Source organism: Rhizobium sp. BK661, assembly GCF_024808825.1.
Classification (GTDB): Bacteria; Pseudomonadota; Alphaproteobacteria; order Rhizobiales; family Rhizobiaceae; genus Rhizobium.
Genome location: NZ_JANTYT010000008.1, coordinates 217,884 through 233,932 on the forward strand (window position 1 = coordinate 217,884; position 16,049 = coordinate 233,932).

At 57.6% G+C, this 16,049-nt stretch carries 16 protein-coding genes and 1 pseudogene; 6 read left to right on the forward strand and 11 right to left on the reverse strand.

The window, feature by feature from the left end:
• Nucleotides 1-12: 12 nt before the first annotated feature.
• The 3 genes and pseudogenes from bhcR to FHX16_RS31570 all read right to left on the reverse strand — a co-directional run bounded on the left by bhcR (nt 13) and on the right by FHX16_RS31570 (nt 2,588).
• The gene (gene bhcR, locus FHX16_RS18415) at nt 13-867 is read right to left on the reverse strand and encodes an HTH-type transcriptional regulator BhcR (RefSeq protein WP_183756018.1); all 855 of its coding nucleotides are present in this window, start codon (nt 865-867) and stop codon (nt 13-15) included.
• A gap of 271 nt (nt 868-1,138) precedes the next feature.
• The gene (locus FHX16_RS18420; protein WP_183756017.1) at nt 1,139-1,354 is read right to left on the reverse strand and encodes a hypothetical protein; all 216 of its coding nucleotides are present in this window, start codon (nt 1,352-1,354) and stop codon (nt 1,139-1,141) included.
• A gap of 194 nt (nt 1,355-1,548) precedes the next feature.
• Nucleotides 1,549-2,588, reverse strand: a pseudogene (locus FHX16_RS31570) (DUF4105 domain-containing protein).
• Nucleotides 2,589-2,818: 230 nt separating this feature from the next.
• On the opposite strand from FHX16_RS31570, the gene FHX16_RS18440 reads away from it, so the two are divergent.
• Nucleotides 2,819-3,481, forward strand: coding sequence for a hypothetical protein (locus FHX16_RS18440; protein ID WP_183863934.1), 663 nt, complete (start codon nt 2,819-2,821; stop codon nt 3,479-3,481).
• 105 nt (nt 3,482-3,586) lie between these two features.
• Here FHX16_RS18440 and FHX16_RS18445 read toward each other — a convergent pair whose 3' ends face one another.
• The 6 genes from FHX16_RS18445 to FHX16_RS18465 form a co-directional block, all read right to left on the reverse strand.
• Nucleotides 3,587-5,344 carry an adenylate/guanylate cyclase domain-containing protein gene (locus tag FHX16_RS18445; RefSeq protein ID WP_183863933.1) on the reverse strand — a complete coding sequence of 586 codons (1,758 nt, stop codon included), beginning with the start codon at nt 5,342-5,344 and terminating at the stop codon, nt 3,587-3,589.
• A 247-nt stretch (nt 5,345-5,591) separates the two neighbouring features.
• On the reverse strand, nt 5,592-5,903 hold the full coding sequence (locus FHX16_RS18450) for a hypothetical protein (RefSeq protein ID WP_183756014.1): 312 nt from the start codon (nt 5,901-5,903) through the stop codon (nt 5,592-5,594).
• A gap of 170 nt (nt 5,904-6,073) precedes the next feature.
• A complete protein-coding gene (locus tag FHX16_RS18455; RefSeq protein WP_183756202.1) occupies nt 6,074-6,319 on the reverse strand; it encodes a hypothetical protein in 246 nt (81 codons plus the stop codon).
• Nucleotides 6,244-6,504, reverse strand: a complete 261-nt coding sequence (locus tag FHX16_RS31575) for a LysR family transcriptional regulator (protein WP_183863932.1) — start codon at nt 6,502-6,504, stop codon at nt 6,244-6,246. Before FHX16_RS31575 ends, FHX16_RS18455 begins: the two co-directional genes overlap by 76 nt.
• A gap of 225 nt (nt 6,505-6,729) precedes the next feature.
• Complete coding sequence (locus FHX16_RS18460; RefSeq protein ID WP_183863931.1) at nt 6,730-7,956, reverse strand: HlyD family secretion protein; 1,227 nt, start codon at nt 7,954-7,956, stop codon at nt 6,730-6,732.
• Nucleotides 7,949-8,422: a hypothetical protein gene (locus FHX16_RS18465; protein WP_183863929.1), complete on the reverse strand. Its 474-nt coding sequence runs from the start codon at nt 8,420-8,422 to the stop codon at nt 7,949-7,951. The genes FHX16_RS18460 and FHX16_RS18465 overlap by 8 nt, the downstream gene beginning before the upstream one ends.
• A 224-nt stretch (nt 8,423-8,646) precedes the next feature.
• Between FHX16_RS18465 and FHX16_RS18470 the strand changes: the two genes are divergently transcribed.
• Both FHX16_RS18470 and FHX16_RS18475 read left to right on the forward strand, forming a co-directional pair.
• Entirely contained in the window at nt 8,647-8,970 is a 324-nt protein-coding gene (locus FHX16_RS18470) for a hypothetical protein (protein ID WP_183863928.1), read from the forward strand.
• 680 nt (nt 8,971-9,650) lie between these two features.
• Entirely contained in the window at nt 9,651-9,905 is a 255-nt protein-coding gene (locus tag FHX16_RS18475) for a hypothetical protein (protein ID WP_183756009.1), read from the forward strand.
• 342 nt (nt 9,906-10,247) lie between these two features.
• Here FHX16_RS18475 and FHX16_RS18480 read toward each other — a convergent pair whose 3' ends face one another.
• Complete coding sequence (locus tag FHX16_RS18480) at nt 10,248-10,628, reverse strand: hypothetical protein (RefSeq protein ID WP_183863926.1); 381 nt, start codon at nt 10,626-10,628, stop codon at nt 10,248-10,250.
• A 213-nt stretch (nt 10,629-10,841) separates the two neighbouring features.
• Between FHX16_RS18480 and FHX16_RS18485 the strand changes: the two genes are divergently transcribed.
• The 3 genes from FHX16_RS18485 to FHX16_RS18495 all read left to right on the forward strand — a co-directional run bounded on the left by FHX16_RS18485 (nt 10,842) and on the right by FHX16_RS18495 (nt 14,319).
• Nucleotides 10,842-11,333, forward strand: a complete 492-nt coding sequence (locus FHX16_RS18485) for a ferritin-like domain-containing protein (RefSeq protein ID WP_183863925.1) — start codon at nt 10,842-10,844, stop codon at nt 11,331-11,333.
• A gap of 734 nt (nt 11,334-12,067) precedes the next feature.
• The gene (locus FHX16_RS18490; RefSeq protein WP_183756006.1) at nt 12,068-12,544 is read left to right on the forward strand and encodes a Crp/Fnr family transcriptional regulator; all 477 of its coding nucleotides are present in this window, start codon (nt 12,068-12,070) and stop codon (nt 12,542-12,544) included.
• A 587-nt stretch (nt 12,545-13,131) separates the two neighbouring features.
• Nucleotides 13,132-14,319 carry an ATP-binding protein gene (locus tag FHX16_RS18495; protein WP_183756005.1) on the forward strand — a complete coding sequence of 396 codons (1,188 nt, stop codon included), beginning with the start codon at nt 13,132-13,134 and terminating at the stop codon, nt 14,317-14,319.
• 617 nt (nt 14,320-14,936) lie between these two features.
• On the opposite strand, the gene FHX16_RS18500 is transcribed toward FHX16_RS18495, so the two are convergent.
• Nucleotides 14,937-16,049 (reverse strand): multicopper oxidase domain-containing protein (locus FHX16_RS18500; RefSeq protein WP_259129624.1); only part of this gene is annotated, 1,113 nt, incomplete at its 5' end.

The following is a 16,049-nucleotide window of genomic DNA, read 5'->3' on the forward strand; positions in this document are numbered from 1 at the left end:
TCCGGTTTTGGCTCAGCCCTGGCTGGCGACATCTATCGACAACAGGGGCCGCGATCGGCCCCCCATTGCTTTGGTCAAGCCCTTGGCCGCCGCAAGAACGAGTGGGCCGACCGCCTCGAGCTTGTTGTCAGGCATACGGACGGCCGGCCCCGAAACGGAAATGCCTGCGACGGCTTCGCCGTATTCGTCGAAAATCGGCGCCGCTACACAGCGCATGCCAAGTGTGTGCTCTTCGTCATCGATCGACCAGCCACGCAATCGAATCCCGGAAATATCCTGCAGCAGCAAGGCCAAGCTGTCGCGGGTCTTGTCAGTGAACCGTTCAAGCGAGCGGCCGGAAAGCAGGGCTTCGATCTGCTTGTCCGGCCACGTCGATAGGATGGCCTTGCCAATCCCGGATGCGTGGATTGGCCCGCGTCGGCCGGGGCGAAAAAAGGCGCGCATTGGTGCGTGGCTTTCCACCTGCGAGATGAAGACGACGTCGCCATCCTCTTCGATGGCGATATTTGCCGTCTCGCCGCACGCGCCCATCAATTGCTTCAGAAACGGCCGGCTGATCGTGCCGAGCTTGCGAAAGCGCATGTAGGCCGTCCCGATCTCGAAGGCTTTTACGCCGACCGTCCACGCACCGGTCTCACCGTCATGGGCGACCATGCCATGCTGGGCGAGGGAATTGAGAAGTCGGTGCACAGTGGAGGTTGCCATCCCGGACTGCTCGGCGAGTTCGCTCAGAACAGCCCCATCACCCTCAGCCACGAGTTCCAGAAGTCTAAGGCTGCGGTCGAGCACCTGGACGGATGATGAGGCCGCGTCTTTCAAAGGCTTCCGGCCGGGCCTTCCTCTCGTCTTTTCTCTGTCGCCAACCATAACGCAATCCTCCTGCAGCCGCCGATGTCGGACGTTCAATAAATCATTCTCGATCTTTTGGAATAGGTGAGGACACCGACCTTCAACGAAGGCATTTAAGGGGAATGGTGAAGTTTTCCAAGGCATGGATCATCTAGCCTCGGTGGCGCGTACGGCTCCAGATGAGTGATTGAACCACCATGCAATAGCTCATGACCCGCGCAATCTTGAGTTATAGAGATGGTGGCCACACACTTTTGGCACATGCTCGGTGACTTTGAGGCTCGGAGCATCACCAGTTGCCCGGGTCTGCAGTATGATCGAGACGGGCGAAATCATCTGCCGTTTGCCGATCAAGCACCAGATCGGTGGTGATGCTTGTCTCATCAGTGACCGAATAGCGCAAAGGCAAGGGCCCATTGGCCAGCCCTTGATACATGAGCAGGGCTGCTTCCTCAGCGGTGTCAGCCTCGATTTGATCCATGACGATAACAGTGAACTTGTGCATGTCCTACCTCTTGGTTTGTGCAGGTTACGACAATCAACCGGCGGCTTTTCACTCTTCAGCAAAGAGCTTGCGCTCGTACTTGTGCGATATGGTGGCAACGTCGGTGAGGTAAAGCACGAGATTGTGACGTCGTATCCGCTATCGGCTTAGATCGGCGTTTTCCACGTGCGATGAAAACAAGGGATTTTTGCCATTCATCGCTGACCCTCCGGCGCTGGCGAAGGTACGCCGCCGCGGATCGACTTTGAGAAGTTCGGCGACAATCCGTCGGCCCGAGCCCGCTCGCCGATATGAGCGACGGTCCTGAGTTCAGCAGGCGACACTGAGGTATCCACCGGGCCGCGATCATAGGCGAAGTCGGGAAGATAGCCGTTGACGATGAGACGCCAGTCGAAGGGAACCTTGTCTCCAACCAGGCGCATCATCTTGACGACCGTCGTCGTGCAGTTGCTCGTGTCGAGTTATAGAACGCCGGCGTCGCTGCGAGGGCATTGGCGTCTGCAACATAATCCCGCAGGAGTGCCCGCGCCTGTTGCGGAGATGCTTTCAGGCGGTAAATTTGGACATCTTCACCACGGAAGTTCGACCGGACGCCCACAACATCCCGCTCGTCTGCGGCGCTGATCACCTGAGGATGCTCTTAATAGATCAGCAAGCGGCGAGAACGCGCCTCCAGCCCGGCGGCGGACTTCGATCGACCACGGAAGCTGCTCACCTCCTTCAAAACCGAAGCTGAAGATCACGTGCGCAATCTCTGGCCCCGCCCAATAAGACATGAACAGGTCGACCGTGCGGAGCTTGCTCATGTCATAGGTACGCGTCGTCCATCGCTCAGTGAAGTCGGTGCTGCTACGCCACTCGAACTCGCGGACATTGGTGAGCGCCAGCAGATCGCCGTTGCCTGTAACCTGTCGCCCGACGTCGGCTGCCTGCGTCCGCGACGGGCTTGATCGTATTCCACCGGTGCCAACAAAGCTGCAAATGTCAGGATTGCCTTGTGCCGCCAGGAGCCCAACAGCGCGACGATCGTGAAAACTCCGAAAAGAGCGAACAGCACGGCGGCAAAACCTCTGGCGACGTCTGATGCCGGAAAGCGATACCATAATGCGAGCGAGGCCCATGCGGTGGCCAAGGCTACGAGGATTGCTACTAAAACAGCCAGAACAGCCCAAGCCAAGCGGCGGAATTCTCCATCTGTCGATCTCTGTTCGATTGAGCAGGAAGGATCTTGCATCACGCTGGCCGCTGACATCAAGCCGCGCCACAAGAGCTTATCCCAACAGCAGCTTCAGACAGAGACCTTTCTGAATGAAAGGGGGGCGTCGTCGCGTAGACTTTCCAAATTCACGATTGGCGACATATCATTCGAAGGCGCATCGGGCGCGATGGTGAGATTCGCTGAAGCCTTAGCGAGAAAACAGGAGCGGGCTATGACGAGCATACGAGTTTCGCAGGACGTCTGATATGGCCGCGACTTTACGCCCGAGAACAACCGGTGTGCGGCAGTTCCTTGATCCTGAGCAGCAGCGCGATTGGATAGCGGGCAAGATCGAGCTGCCGGACGTGGGCGAGCGCCCAGAGTCCCTTGAACAGCGCTTCAAATATGTCGCTCGATTTGAGAAGCTCCTCAACCGCCCGCAAGCGGGGCAACTGCTGGAGATTGTCGGGCTATACGGCCCAAACTGCATTCCGATGATCCGCAAGACCGAGCGCTACTACTGGTCGGTTTCCTGTCTGCCATCCACCTTGGACAAGCCGCTTGTCCGCGTCAATGCGAGCTGGATGGAGCTCTTTACGCTCTATGCCCACGGTGACGATATCCGCGCCAGGTTCATCGTGCATCTTTCGGATTTCACGATAGATGGTTCAGCAACGCCGAGCCAGGTGGATGAACACTTTCTCGAGCAAAGTGTGGCGATGCCAGAGCATGTCAGTTATTTCTTCCCGCGTGGTGCAAACATTTTCGGCATCAATGTGCAAAGCTCTTTGTCGATCCGCACATTCCTCACGAGCCGCCGTGTCCTGGCCGCTATTCGCACGTTCAACCTGACGCACATGAACAGGGGGCGCAACGCCTATCAGGCTAGCCACTGCTACAGCGTGGCGGATTACATGCAGGCAGAGTGAGGGCTTTCTTGGCGCCATCCTGGCGAACGACGCCTCTGCCCCCAGCCGGTGGGCGCCGGCTTGTCGATCTTCCCATTCCCCAAAAGCGGAAATTACTCCAACCTGTCAATTCAGGCCGGCACGGGCAAGTCCCTCGATCAGGCGCGCCCGATCCTCGGCGCGGACGAACGAGGATGTTGCTCCGATCGCGTCCCGTGAGATGTCAGGGACCAACCACTTGAGTTGTCCGAGCAGGTCCGTGGCAGCCTCCTGATTGTCCAGAAGTCCGGCACAGGCAGTACCGATGACCAGCGGAACCGCGTGGCCGGACCGCAAGCGATGAGCCTCCCGTGCGTACTTCAATCCAAGCTCGTAATTCGCTCCCTGGAAGTAAGCCATGGCGTAGTAAAACTGAAAGTCGCCGAGAAACGCCTCCCGCGGGCTCAGTCTGAGGGCATAGTCGATGCAAGGAATGGCATCCGCCGCACGGCCCCCATTGGCATGCGCAAGTCCCAACTGGCCATGTGCGAACGCGGAGTTGGGGTTGATCGCCACAGCCTGGCTGATCGCTGCCGTTGCCAGGTCATTGTCGCGCGTCGCAAAGGCTATCATCGCCTGCGCAAGGTAAACCCACGGTTCCTTATCGTCCGCGGCAATGGCTTGTTGGACGATATCCCTGGCAAGGGCCAGGGCGCATCCCATGTCCTCCCACCCTTGGAACGCACGCCATATCGTAATCCAACCTTTCATGGCGAGCGCCTGGGCATAAGCGGGAGCCAGTCCGATTGCCCGATCGAGCAGGGGGAGCATCTTCCGGCTGCTCTCGTCAGACAACTGGGAACACAGGAACACTGCCCGCACGACACATTCCCAGGCATCCAGGCCATGATTGGGCTTGGGGCTTTCGCGGGCATGCTCTGCGGCTAAGAGTTCGGGTCCGATGCGGCCGACGACGCTTGCGGTGATTTCGTCCTGAATGACGAAGATGTCGCCGAGGTCGCCGTCGTACCTCTCGGCCCACAGATGGGCTTCGGAGGCCGCATCGATAAGCTGCGCGGTCACCCTAACGCGGTTGCCGGACTTGCGGACACTCCCTTCGAGAACATAGCGGATCCCGAGCTCGCGTCCGATGGCGCGCACATCCACGGGCTTTCCCTTGTAGGTGAACATCGTGTTGCGGGCGATCACGAAGAAGCCCTTGAGCCTGGATAGCGCGGTGGTGATGTCCTCGGTGAGCCCATCGCTGAAGAAGTTCTGCTCCGGTTCGGCGCTCATGGCGTTAAAGGGCAGCACGGCAATGGATGGTCGGTCCGGAAGTGCGGGGCTGGGTGATGCCGTTCGTGCGGTCGTCCCTTCCAGAAGGGGACGGTACAGTCGCACCGGCCGCTCCATGTTCTTGAGCGCGCGTTCGCCGAGGTACTCGTATTCGCAGTCAAGCTTGCCCTGGAGGTGATCGTACGCCGTGCCGGAAATGCAAATGCCGCCTGGATCCGCCAAGGTCTGGAGACGGGCGGCGATGTTGACGCCATCGCCGTAGAGATCCCCATCAACCTCGTGGATCACATCACCGAGATTGACGCCGATCCGGAAGATGATGCGTCGCTCCGTGGGGATATTGGCCTGGTTCTCGGCAACGTCCTTCTGGATGGCAACCGCGCACCCGACTGCATCGACGACTGAGCCGAACTCCACGAGCGCACCGTCGCCCATCAGCTTGACAATACGGCCGTGATGCTCGGCCAGCAGCGGATCGATCACCTCCCGGCGCAGAACCTTGAGGGCCGACAAAGTGCTGGCCTCGTCATGTTCGACGAGGCGGGAATAGCCGACGACGTCAGCGGCCACGATCGCGGCCAGCCGCCGCTCTGCTCTTGCAGTTGCCATGGCTGTCTCCCCTCAGGAGATCGGCCGGATGAAGCCCAGGCGATTGAAGACATGCACCATCCGGCTGCCCGACACCGCGACCGTGCTGGCTCATGATACCACTGAGACGGTCATGTGGCGACGATTCACGAGAGGGTCGTCTTCAACAGGAACAGGATCCGCGAAGCGAAATATCTGCTGCGGACCAATGGAAGGATGTTTTTCTTCCGCCGTTGGCGGCCGATGACCGTTGATTGGCTGATCTCACTCAAGGCCGCAGTCGTGCCACCTGCTCGCCAGTCTGGGCATCAAAAAGGGCGAGATCGACCACGAAGTCACCCGACCTGGCAGCGAGATCGAGGATGGTCGCTGCAAGTCGCACAGCACAGAGAGGGTTGACCGACAGATCGATCGTCTCGCTGCTGGAGAGGGCAAGGCGGGTGACCAGATCGCCCTTTTCCGTTGGGGCGAACATTCGGAAGCTATCAACTTCCAAAAATGCGTCTGCGTCACCTTCACTCGATGGAAGTTTTTCGTCAAAGAGGCGGGCAAACTCTTCCTTCAGCTTAACCGACAACATTTGCTTTCTCCAATGAATGAACAAAAGGGCAAACACCTCTGCCCGACGAGAAAGGCGGCGACGCCTCGGCTGGCGTTGCTAAGCCAGCAATAACATTGCTGCTAACCGCATTGGATTGAAACTAGTCCGCTTCTCACAAAGCGGACATCATCTAAGGTGCCGGGAAGCGCTCAAGTCTCTGGTTTGTCGTGGTCCTCTCCCAGCGCCACAAGCGACGCCTTGATCCAACCAGCAAAAGCGCGCACCGCAACCGAGGACAGTGTTGTCTTCGGCAGAAGCAGGTGAAACGCGTGGCGGACGATGGGCCGCAATTCACCCAGTCGCGGTGCCAGCCAGTAGGTCATGAAGCCCTGCGCCGTTCCAACATTGACGATATCGCTTTCCGACCGCTTGCTGATTTTGGTGGTAGCACGCAAGGCCCGCCCGAGATTGCAAGATGGTGGTGCTCGCCAACTCGCGTCATCTTCACCGACCGCTGCAGGCGCTCAAACAGGATCGTGCCCAGGAACTTCTCAAGCGCCTGCATATGCTGGCCGACGGCGACGCGCGAGACGTTGATGTCGGTTGCTGCCTGGTAACGCTGAGGTGGTGCACAAATCATCCGATTCGAGAACCTGAATCAAAAAACGGGCGACGCGCTTTAGTTTAGTTCGGCGCGACGGGTAGGATTTGCGTGTCGTCCCGACCTCCATGTTCGCTTCCGGCGGCCCATCGCCAGCATCCCTGCGCGGGGGCCGACCCCGCTGCGATTGCAATTTCACCAGCAGGCCAGCCGTGCCGCTAAGGACGTAGCTGTCGCCGCCATTGTCAAACCCCCGGCGCGCGATCAATGCCCCGAAAACACCAGGGTCTGTACAGGGAGGAGCAAGGCTTGGATGCGCAGGATCATCGCGTGCACGAGACCGACGGTGTCCACCACATGCAGGAAGATCCATTGCATGGTGCCGATATTCTTGTCGGCGAGTGCGTCGTGGTTATTCGTATAGGCGTTGGCAATGCAGCTGCTGCCGGGTGGAATGTCATCCAGCCCGCCTTCGAACAGCGGCTGCAGGAAGACGGTAAGCGTTCCCGGCTGCGCCAGTTGCTGAACATCGAGAAGCTGATCCGTAATTCGCAACTGCCCTGCCGCGATGACATCCTGCACCTCGGTCACAACGAGCGGAATGATAGTGAACGGCTTTCCGATGCAGGTGGCCTCGGCGATCATCCCTTGTTTCATGACCTGTGCTTCGATCTGTCCAAAGCCTGCGATCAGCGTGCCTTTGCCCGCTGTTGCCGGCACGAGAATGCCAGCGGGTCTGATCATGGTGTTGACGACATCACCCGGCCGCAGAGTGAATTGTTGAACCGTGCCAGCGACCCCTGCACGCACCAGTGTCTTGTCCAACTCCACCTGTGCCTGCGCAAGCGCCGCTTCCGCGCTCGCTTTCTGTGACGGCAGAAGGTCTGCGATCTTGGCCTGGAGGGTATCCTTTTTGGCGATTGCAGAACTGAGCGCACCCTTGCGGCTTTCGACCGTGTTGGCGAGGCGATCGACCTCGCGACGGGCAACAGCATCCCTGGTCAGGAGCTGGGCCTTCAGTTCATATTCGTCGATCGCAACCTGAAGCGCACCTTGGGCTTCCTGGATCTGACCGTCTGCTGTCACCAAGTCCGTTTGCGCAACCTTGGCTTCGGCATCCAGTTCCGCGATTTTCCGCCGCGCCGTCTCAAGCGCTGCCCTTTGCTGTGAATCATCCAGCCGGAAAAGCGGCGCGCCAGCTTCAACTTTCTGATTGAGGCCGACAAAGACCTCATCGACGCGTCCGACCGTTTCCGGCAGGATCGTCACCGTGCGGAAAACCGCCGTTACGTTTTTCGTCGAGGGATGGAAATAGAAGATCAGCGTGATCAGCGATATGGTGAGCATGAGGCATGCTGAAATGCCCCAGCGCAACTCGTACCACATGGTATAGAGGTTGATCTCATAGCCAATTCGCTTTCCTTGGACATAGCGCCGGTAGAGGTAGTCCGGGAAGATTGTGAGAAGCGAGCAAAGCATCAATTCAAACATGTGCCGATACCTTCGCCTCGCCTTGGGGCTCGCTCTTGGCAGGCTCTTCAGGCTTCGCATGCGCTTCTTCGGATTTTGGCGGCTGGTCACGAACCAGGGCGGGGTCGTCGGTCGTTTCAACCGTGCGGCCGGAAAGCTTGCCGAGCGATTGAGCGATCGAGTAGAGTGGCGTCGAAAAGTCGGGGATGTGTATGAAGGCGAGCAGCAAACCCGCGATCCAGAACAGGTGGTTGTGCGTGAAGAGCGAAATCAGCGCCAGGACCGCGACCACTTCCATCTGTACCTTGCTGGTGCGATGCGCCATGCGCTCGGGAACAGCGTGAAGCTGGAAGTAGAGATTACCGACGATCAGGATCATCAGGATCAGGAAGACAACGACGCCGACGAACAGGTAGTCGGTCTGACCGGGGGGCGTGATGAAGATTGGCAAGTGCTCGGTAGCTGCCGGATGGAGATCTTGCGCCATCGGGACTTCCTTTATGGCGGTTAGAACAGGCTGAAACACTCAGATCGCGCTACTCACACCTTACAGTGAACCCATGCGTCTTTCTCGTAGTATCGCGTAAACTACGGAGTGCGACGGCCGGCCAGAATGGCGATTTGCGTGGAAATCCTTCATTTCGTCCGAAGCCGCGCTGCAAGTATGGTTGCGTTGGGTCGCTCTTTCACTTGACTGCAAAGGGTATATTTTTGAAGTCTGCGGACTGGTTGAGGAGGTCCACGCAAGAGGAAATCGCGCCGGTCGTCGTAGCCGGTTTTCAGGGGATCTTCAGTAATGTTTATACGTCTCGCCTCACCTGCGCGGCTTGGGCTTTGCTGCGCATTTTTCCCTTTTCCATTGCCGCCATTACCTTTGGCAGGTCTGCAGCCGAGGACAGCGGGGATAACACACGGATATCGGACCTGGAGCGGCGGGTCGATGGCATGCAAAAGCGCCGCCTGATTCGTATCCTGGTATCCTTCAGCAAGACAATCTGCTTCATCGACCGCGGCGAACAATCGGGCAGCGCATAACCGAACAATTGCTCAACGGCTGGATTGGCGCTCTGGATGATACGTCGCTCGTTGATGGTAATGATGCCATATACTACGGTTTAACAGCTTGAGCGCGTGACCGGCTCTCATCCGTTCGGCTTCCGCTTCCTTTCGGCGCAGATGTCACGCATGATACCCGCAAAAACGGAGCGTCCCTTGTCCTTCATACCGCTGGTCTTTATCACGGGATATGACCGGGACGTGATCCCTGATGAGTTTGCGAATATTATTCGTCTACAAAAACCGATTGCGCTGCGTGAGGTCGTGGAGGCGGTATGTGGGCTCTAACGTCGGAGGCCGGGTGACCGCTGTTGGCGCTTCTCTGCATGACGGTAATCGGCCCTATTGCGAACATTGCTAAACACCGTTGCTTCTCCGATTGCTGTCCAATTTAAGGGCGGCTAATGGGCCGGCCGGAAGCGGCCCTCCAGTGCCAATGATATCCGCAATCTTGACACCCTGTTGTAAGAGACGACGGAAAGAGACCTTAAAGGTAGGACCTTGGTCTGAGGTTGCACCCGACCAAGGCCCGTACGGGGAACGAATAACCAACCTCCGAATTAATATGTCGGCGACCACGGCGGTCGCGGTGCAATGGTTTTCGTTGAAAATTCAATTCGCTTTACGATTTTGCGCAGATACTACGGAGGAATTCCCACATGGCTGATCGTGGACCAACAGTTATCAATACAGGCGGAAGTGGCAATGGTGGATGGGCAGTTGCCATCATTGTTATTGCCGTGGTTGTCATTGGCGGCTTGCTGATGTTTACCGGCGTTATCGATATCGGCGGCGGCAAAGGTGGTGGCGCTGACGTCAATGTCAACGTTCCGGCAGTCGAAACCCCATCTGCAGACAAGCCCGCAACATCGGCAGACAAGCCTGCAACCGCGCCTGCAACGACGCCCCAGTAAGGGGCTGCGCCTAAAGATCCGGCGGATCGCACCGCCGGATCCTGACTGAAATTGCCTGGCTTACATGTATGGGCCAAACGGGGCTATTGCCTGTTTCCGTCCCGTGGACACTCCCCAATTCACGTCGAAGCTACGATAGAGAGGCGAGGGACCGTCCCGTCCGTCATGACGGAATAGTGTTCCCTCAGAGGCGAGGCATAGGTTTGCCAATCTAATATGGGCGGCCGCTATAGGTGTCACAACATCATAGATCGAAATGCGGGTTCCCCTGACCAGAGTACCGCGTGAGATGCGTCCGGCCATGGTCCCGCTACGAGAACAATTGCAAATTGGCCCAAGGAATCAGGTGAGATCAGCGGTCTTGTGGTCTTTGGTCGAAAGCTTTGTTTTCGTCTCCTGTTGAAGGATGAAAACCGCTTCACCATAGATCTCTCGCCGTCTCTGCTCCCGGTCACTTGAGAGGCGCTTTCTGTCTGTCGCCGTCAGGCGGGCAACGCTTTGTTGTCTCGGATCTTCATTCTCCACCAGATCGATCAGCAGGTTTCGCATAACACCGTTGAATTCCCTTAGATCTCTCAGTTCCACCATAAGCGGTGATTTGAGCAGGCTGCGAGCGACGGCATCGTCAATTTTCTTTTCAACAAGGCGAGTTCTGGCCGCAAAATAGCGTCCAATGAAGACAGCGCATGCAATGACGCAACAAGCCAGGGTGACGTAGAACATTGGGCCTCCAATCTCACTGTAGATTGGGCACAGGCGCCAAACATTCAATATGCCGTCAGAGAACTGTGGCGGGTGTGGCCAGCGGTAACGGCGGCCCGTCTGTGGTCGCCGTGCGGTTGTTGTCCCGCAAGTCCGCGTGTCAGGCATGGCGCTGGAACGAATAGGCTGCTGGAGGCTTTCTCCCCTACGTTTCATATGGCACGGAGAGCATTGATGAAATCACTCGCTGAAATTTTCGAGCACACGCTGCAGGATCTCTATTTCGCTGAGAGCGCCATCACAAAGGCGCTTCCAAAGGTCGCCAAAGCAGCGAAAAGCGCTGAATTGAAAAAGGCGGCCGAGGAACACCTGTCGGAGACGAAAGATCAGATAAAAAAGCTGGAGCAGGTCTTCAAGTCTATTGGCAAGACGGCATCTGGCGAAAAATGCGACGCGATTGAAGGCCTTATCAAAGAGGCGGACGGTTTGATGAAGGCTGAAGGTACCGCTTTGGACGCCGGTCTTCTGGCCGCCTGCCAAGCCGTCGAGCACTACGAGATCGCACGCTACGGCTCGCTGCGCGAATGGGCCAAGGACCTCGGTTACGATGAGGCACACAAACTTCTGAGCGAGATCCTCGACCAGGAGAAGGCGACGAACAACAAGCTTACCAACTTGGCGGTAACGTCGATCAACAAAACCTCGACGCATTCAAAGGCGGCCTGACAAGATAAGCGCTGCCCTTAGGACTGCAACACCCCTTGTAACGTTGGTTATCGGGGGTATTGCCGAGGAGGCGATCTCTTCGGAAGACCTAAGCTGGTTCGATTGCCACTCTCCTTCCCAGGAGCCGCCCGGCTGCCGCCATCAGCGCATAAAAGGAAGTCCCAACCTGGCCGGTCTGGCATATCTTGAACAGGGGCTTTCATGAAAGCGGGTCTTTTCCCAATCTCGGCCAGTATATCCAAAGGGCCTGTCCAACGTTCTGCTGCAATCGAGATAACGCAAGACCTCGCGGCGGCCGCACGGCCGCATCCGTCAAGTTATCGGCAACGGGATGCCGGTGGAGTTTCCGAGCGTCTTGGACGCGGTTGTGTTCGGCTGAGATCCAGCGGGCGATGGTGTTGAAGGATGCGAGCTGCCGAGATCTGAGGTCGACTTTAGCTGGAAGTCGTATCTAGCCAGATCGTTACAGGCGTTGGACAGTTCCACCCGCATGTCTGCGCCGCAGATGCCACTAGCAACCGAAACGATCGCGTCAGCTTGATCGATATTCTCGTCGATCTCGGCCGGAAATCCAGTCGCCGTGTCGATAACGGAACAAGATCCGTGGTCGCCTGTGCGAACGTGATATGGAAGCCGGTGCTCGCCCATGGGACTGAAGTCCGATGCGGGGCACCCAACTTGCATTGGCTCCCGATATTCCTATGCTGAAGAGCAGGAGGACTAGAGGAGGCCCCATGTTTTTGCGTGATGAAGTAGAAATGTTACGACGGGTACCGATCTTCTCGACGATCGATCCCGCAAAGCTGAAGCTTCTAGCTTTCACATCAGATCGTAAGCAGTTTCCATCTGGAACAGCGCTTTGCCGTCAAGGCGATCAGGGCGACGCAGCTTTCGTAATACTCACCGGAAAGGCGGAAGTCTTTGTGCATTCTCCAGCGGGTGACGTAAGGGTTGCCGACGTGGAACCGAACTCGATTGTCGGCGAAATTTCGATCCTATGCGACACCCCAAGAACGGCCACCGTCAAGGCCTCAAGCGATGTCGAGGCGCTCCGCATCAGCAAGGAAAACTTTCTGAAGCTGCTCAGCGACTTCCCACATCTGGGCGTTGGCGTGATGCGCGTTCTCGCCGATAGGCTTGTTCAGACGACCAGTGAGTTGACTGCAACACGCTCCAAGCAACAAGACGAGACGGAACTGGAAATCGGGTAGGCCACCCCGTTCTTCTGGACAAGGCTGGCCGGACGTTGGTCTCGCAGTTACACGCGTTCAGGCCACCATCTGGCAAGCGCTTACGCATTTTCGCTTCCCCGCGTGGTTATGGCTTTCATGGAAGCCCCTAAACCGGATGAAACGCCGCCAACGCCCGATTGCCTTCGACAGGCATTGGCAGCGTTTCCGCCCATTTGGGCATGCGCAGGCTATGAGAGAATGTTAAAAAAGGAATACGTCAGGTACCGCTTTCCTTCCGTAACGAAAGCTGTTCGTGGGCCGGTGTGGCACTAATGCGACGATCTTCCCCGCACGGGCGACGATCCTGTAATAGATGCGAGGTAGAGTACCTGAAGTGGCTCGGGCCTCTGTTCTCCGTTGTCCGAGGACCCAGAGAACGCGAATTCGGCGCCACAGCTGACTTATGGCGAGACCCTGTGATCGTTCGTGGATAAAGCCCGCGCCGTTTGGGGGCGATCTGTCGAGCAAAATATGAGCTCCCATCGCGACAGGAACCGCAGACTTGCATTATAGCGATCTTACGTTAATTTATGTAAATTCGATAAACCAGGCTAAGATGACTCAATATGGATCCCAGGCTCAATCCCTATGCACCTGGTGCAGGTACGCCCCCGCCAGAATTGGCGGGGCGAGATGACCTGATCGAAAGAGCGGCGATAGCGCTTGACCGCATCCGCGCAGGTCGTTCCGCCCGCAGCGTGATTCTCTATGGTCTACGAGGTGTGGGCAAAACAGTACTGCTGAACCGCATTCGGCTCGACGCGGAAGCACGTGGAATCGCTAGCGTGAAGATTGAAGCACCGGAGGAGCGGTCTCTTCCGGGCTTACTCGCGCCCGCTTTACGAGCGACCTTGCTTCGTTTGAACCGAGGAGAAGCCGCGAGGGCGAGCGCCCAGAGAGCTTTACGTGCACTGGCGGGATTCGCAAAGGCTCTCAAAGTAAAATATCAGGACATCGAGTTGGGACTTGAGCTCGATCCTGAAGAGGGAGTTGCCGACAGCGGTGATCTGGACAACGATCTAGTGGAATTGCTCTCCGCGGTTGGCGCGGCGGCTGCCGACAGAGATACAGCGGTGGTGTTATTTATTGATGAACTACAATATGTGCCGGAGGACCAACTGGCTTCCCTGATCACAGCTTTGCATAATGCTAACCAAGATCAATTGCCCGTCACGATGGTAGCTGCCGGGCTGCCGCAACTTCTTGGCCACACAGGGCGCGCCAAATCATATGCAGAGCGGCTCTTTGAGTTCTCGCCCGTGGACAGACTAGACGATGCCGCTGCCCGCGCTGCACTTATCGTTCCAGCCGCAAAGGAAGGAGTGGAGTATGAGCCGACGGCTGTTGACGAGATTCTCGACCAAACGCGCGGCTATCCTTATTTCCTCCAGGAGTGGGGGAAGCATAGCTGGAACGTCGCTGATATGTCGCCAATCGAGAGGTCAGATACGCAGCGAGCTACCGTCGACGCCTTGGCGGAGCTTGATGCTAGCTTCTTCCGAGTGCGGTTCGATCGACTGACGCCCGCAGAAAAACGCTATATGCGAGCGATGGCAGAACTCGGCGCGGGACCGCACCGATCCGGCGATATTGCCGACGTCCTCGGACGACGAGTCACAACTGTCGCCCCAGTCCGCAACGCGTTAATTGCCAAAGGCATGATTTTCAGTCCTGCCCACGGTGATACCGCGTTCACTGTGCCGTTGTTCGATGGCTTCATGAAAAGGATCATGCCAGACATTGATCATCTGTGAACACAGCATCGCCACTTACTCTTTCTTCGTTCTTTGATCAGACTTGGATACTGCGATTCCATCGCCAACAAGCGCAGCTCGCTCCATGAGGGTTGGGACGGCTCTTTCTGACTATGCGGTATCGCAACTCGGTTTGGCGCCAGCGACAAGCCGCTGACCTCGAACATGCCGACGCCCAGAAGCTGAAGCGGGTCACGCCTTGTTCAGGCGCGATGTACGGAGGACTGGTTGGCCGAAGCCGGCGAGATCCGGCGCATCGCGCGACAACCTTTTCGGTCGGACGGAATTCTAAGTGGAGGCAAGTGGTCAGGGAAGCGTGACGGAATGCGATGCTAAATTCATGGTGTATATGCGCCATACGAAGCGGCGCTCCCCTGAACTGCAACAGCGGCGGGGGCAATACCAGAACCGTAGGCACTCTACCCCCGCAAGGCAAGTTTGGTTGTTCGAAAGGCTTTCAACCGAGACGTACGGCTAACCCCTTGAAAGGAAAGGAAGCCTGACCATCCATCACGCGATGGCATCGTTGATATCGCGACGTCGATGGCAATGGCGAGAGCAGTCTCCCGCAAGCGCAGAGCCAACGATCTAGCTGGTCGCGCGATCGCTCCGCCCCATCACGGTTTGGGTGCCGTCTCCAGCTGGGCTTCAACCTGTGTCTGGGTATTCTTCCATCCTCTTGGTGCGCCTTCTGGCAGGATTTCCGGCGTGGTGAAGAAGACGCCATCGGGGGTCGGATTTGGCGTCGGCGTCACTGCAGACTGCGGGGATCCCGGAACCCCAGTCAGCAACTGAATGCGTGCCAGCATGGCGAAATCTTCGTGCACCGTGTTGTGGCAATGGTTCACGTAGGACCCACCAAACTCGCCGAACTGGATCTGAAACGTCACGCTGCCGCTTTCTCCAAGCCGCCAGACGTCCTTCCGCTGCAGGTTCTCGGTCGGTGGCGGCGTTTGACCGTTACGGAGCATCGTCACACCCTCTTCGAAATGCAGGTGGATGGGGTGATCCCAGCCGCCGCCACCATTCTTGTAGGTCCAGTGCTCTACCTCCCCAGCCTTCGGCACGAGCAGCGAAATCCGGTTGGCGTTCATGGAGTGGGACGACTCGCCATTGATGCGGATCGTCCAGGGAAAACTCACATACTCTCCACAATCCGGCGTGCAGCCATTCGGCCCACGCGAGTCTCCGGTCCCCGATTTGCCGAATTCGACCATGCGCGTGCGCACCGGCGTCACGATCGGAATTTGTTCCGTGAGCGTTGCTGGAACCTGGCTCTTGTCGGGATCGGTGGCGCGAAGAATGACGCCCGGGACATCGACGCTTTCAACAGCCCCGACGATGCGGAACTCAAGCATCGGCCCAACCACCGGATCCTCCGACGTGCCCTTTAGAGCCTTCGACAGACTGAGCTCTTCCTTGAGCCGTCGTCCGTCCTCGTGGCGAACATGATTGACGACCCTGATGCGATCGCCGATCTTGAAGCCAGAGAAATCGACAACGAAGTCAAAGCGCTCGCCCATGCCTTGCACTGGCAGACCCGGCATCCTTATTGGATTGACAACAAGGTTGCCATCATTGGCGATGAAGGTGATGGGAACCGGATTACCCCTGGCATCGGCCAGTCCGAGCTTTAGGAAGCGTGACATGCACGCGTTCAGGACGCGGAATCTGTACTTGCGTGGCAGCACCTCGAAGAAGGGTGCGAACCCGAAGTTGACGAGCGGGAC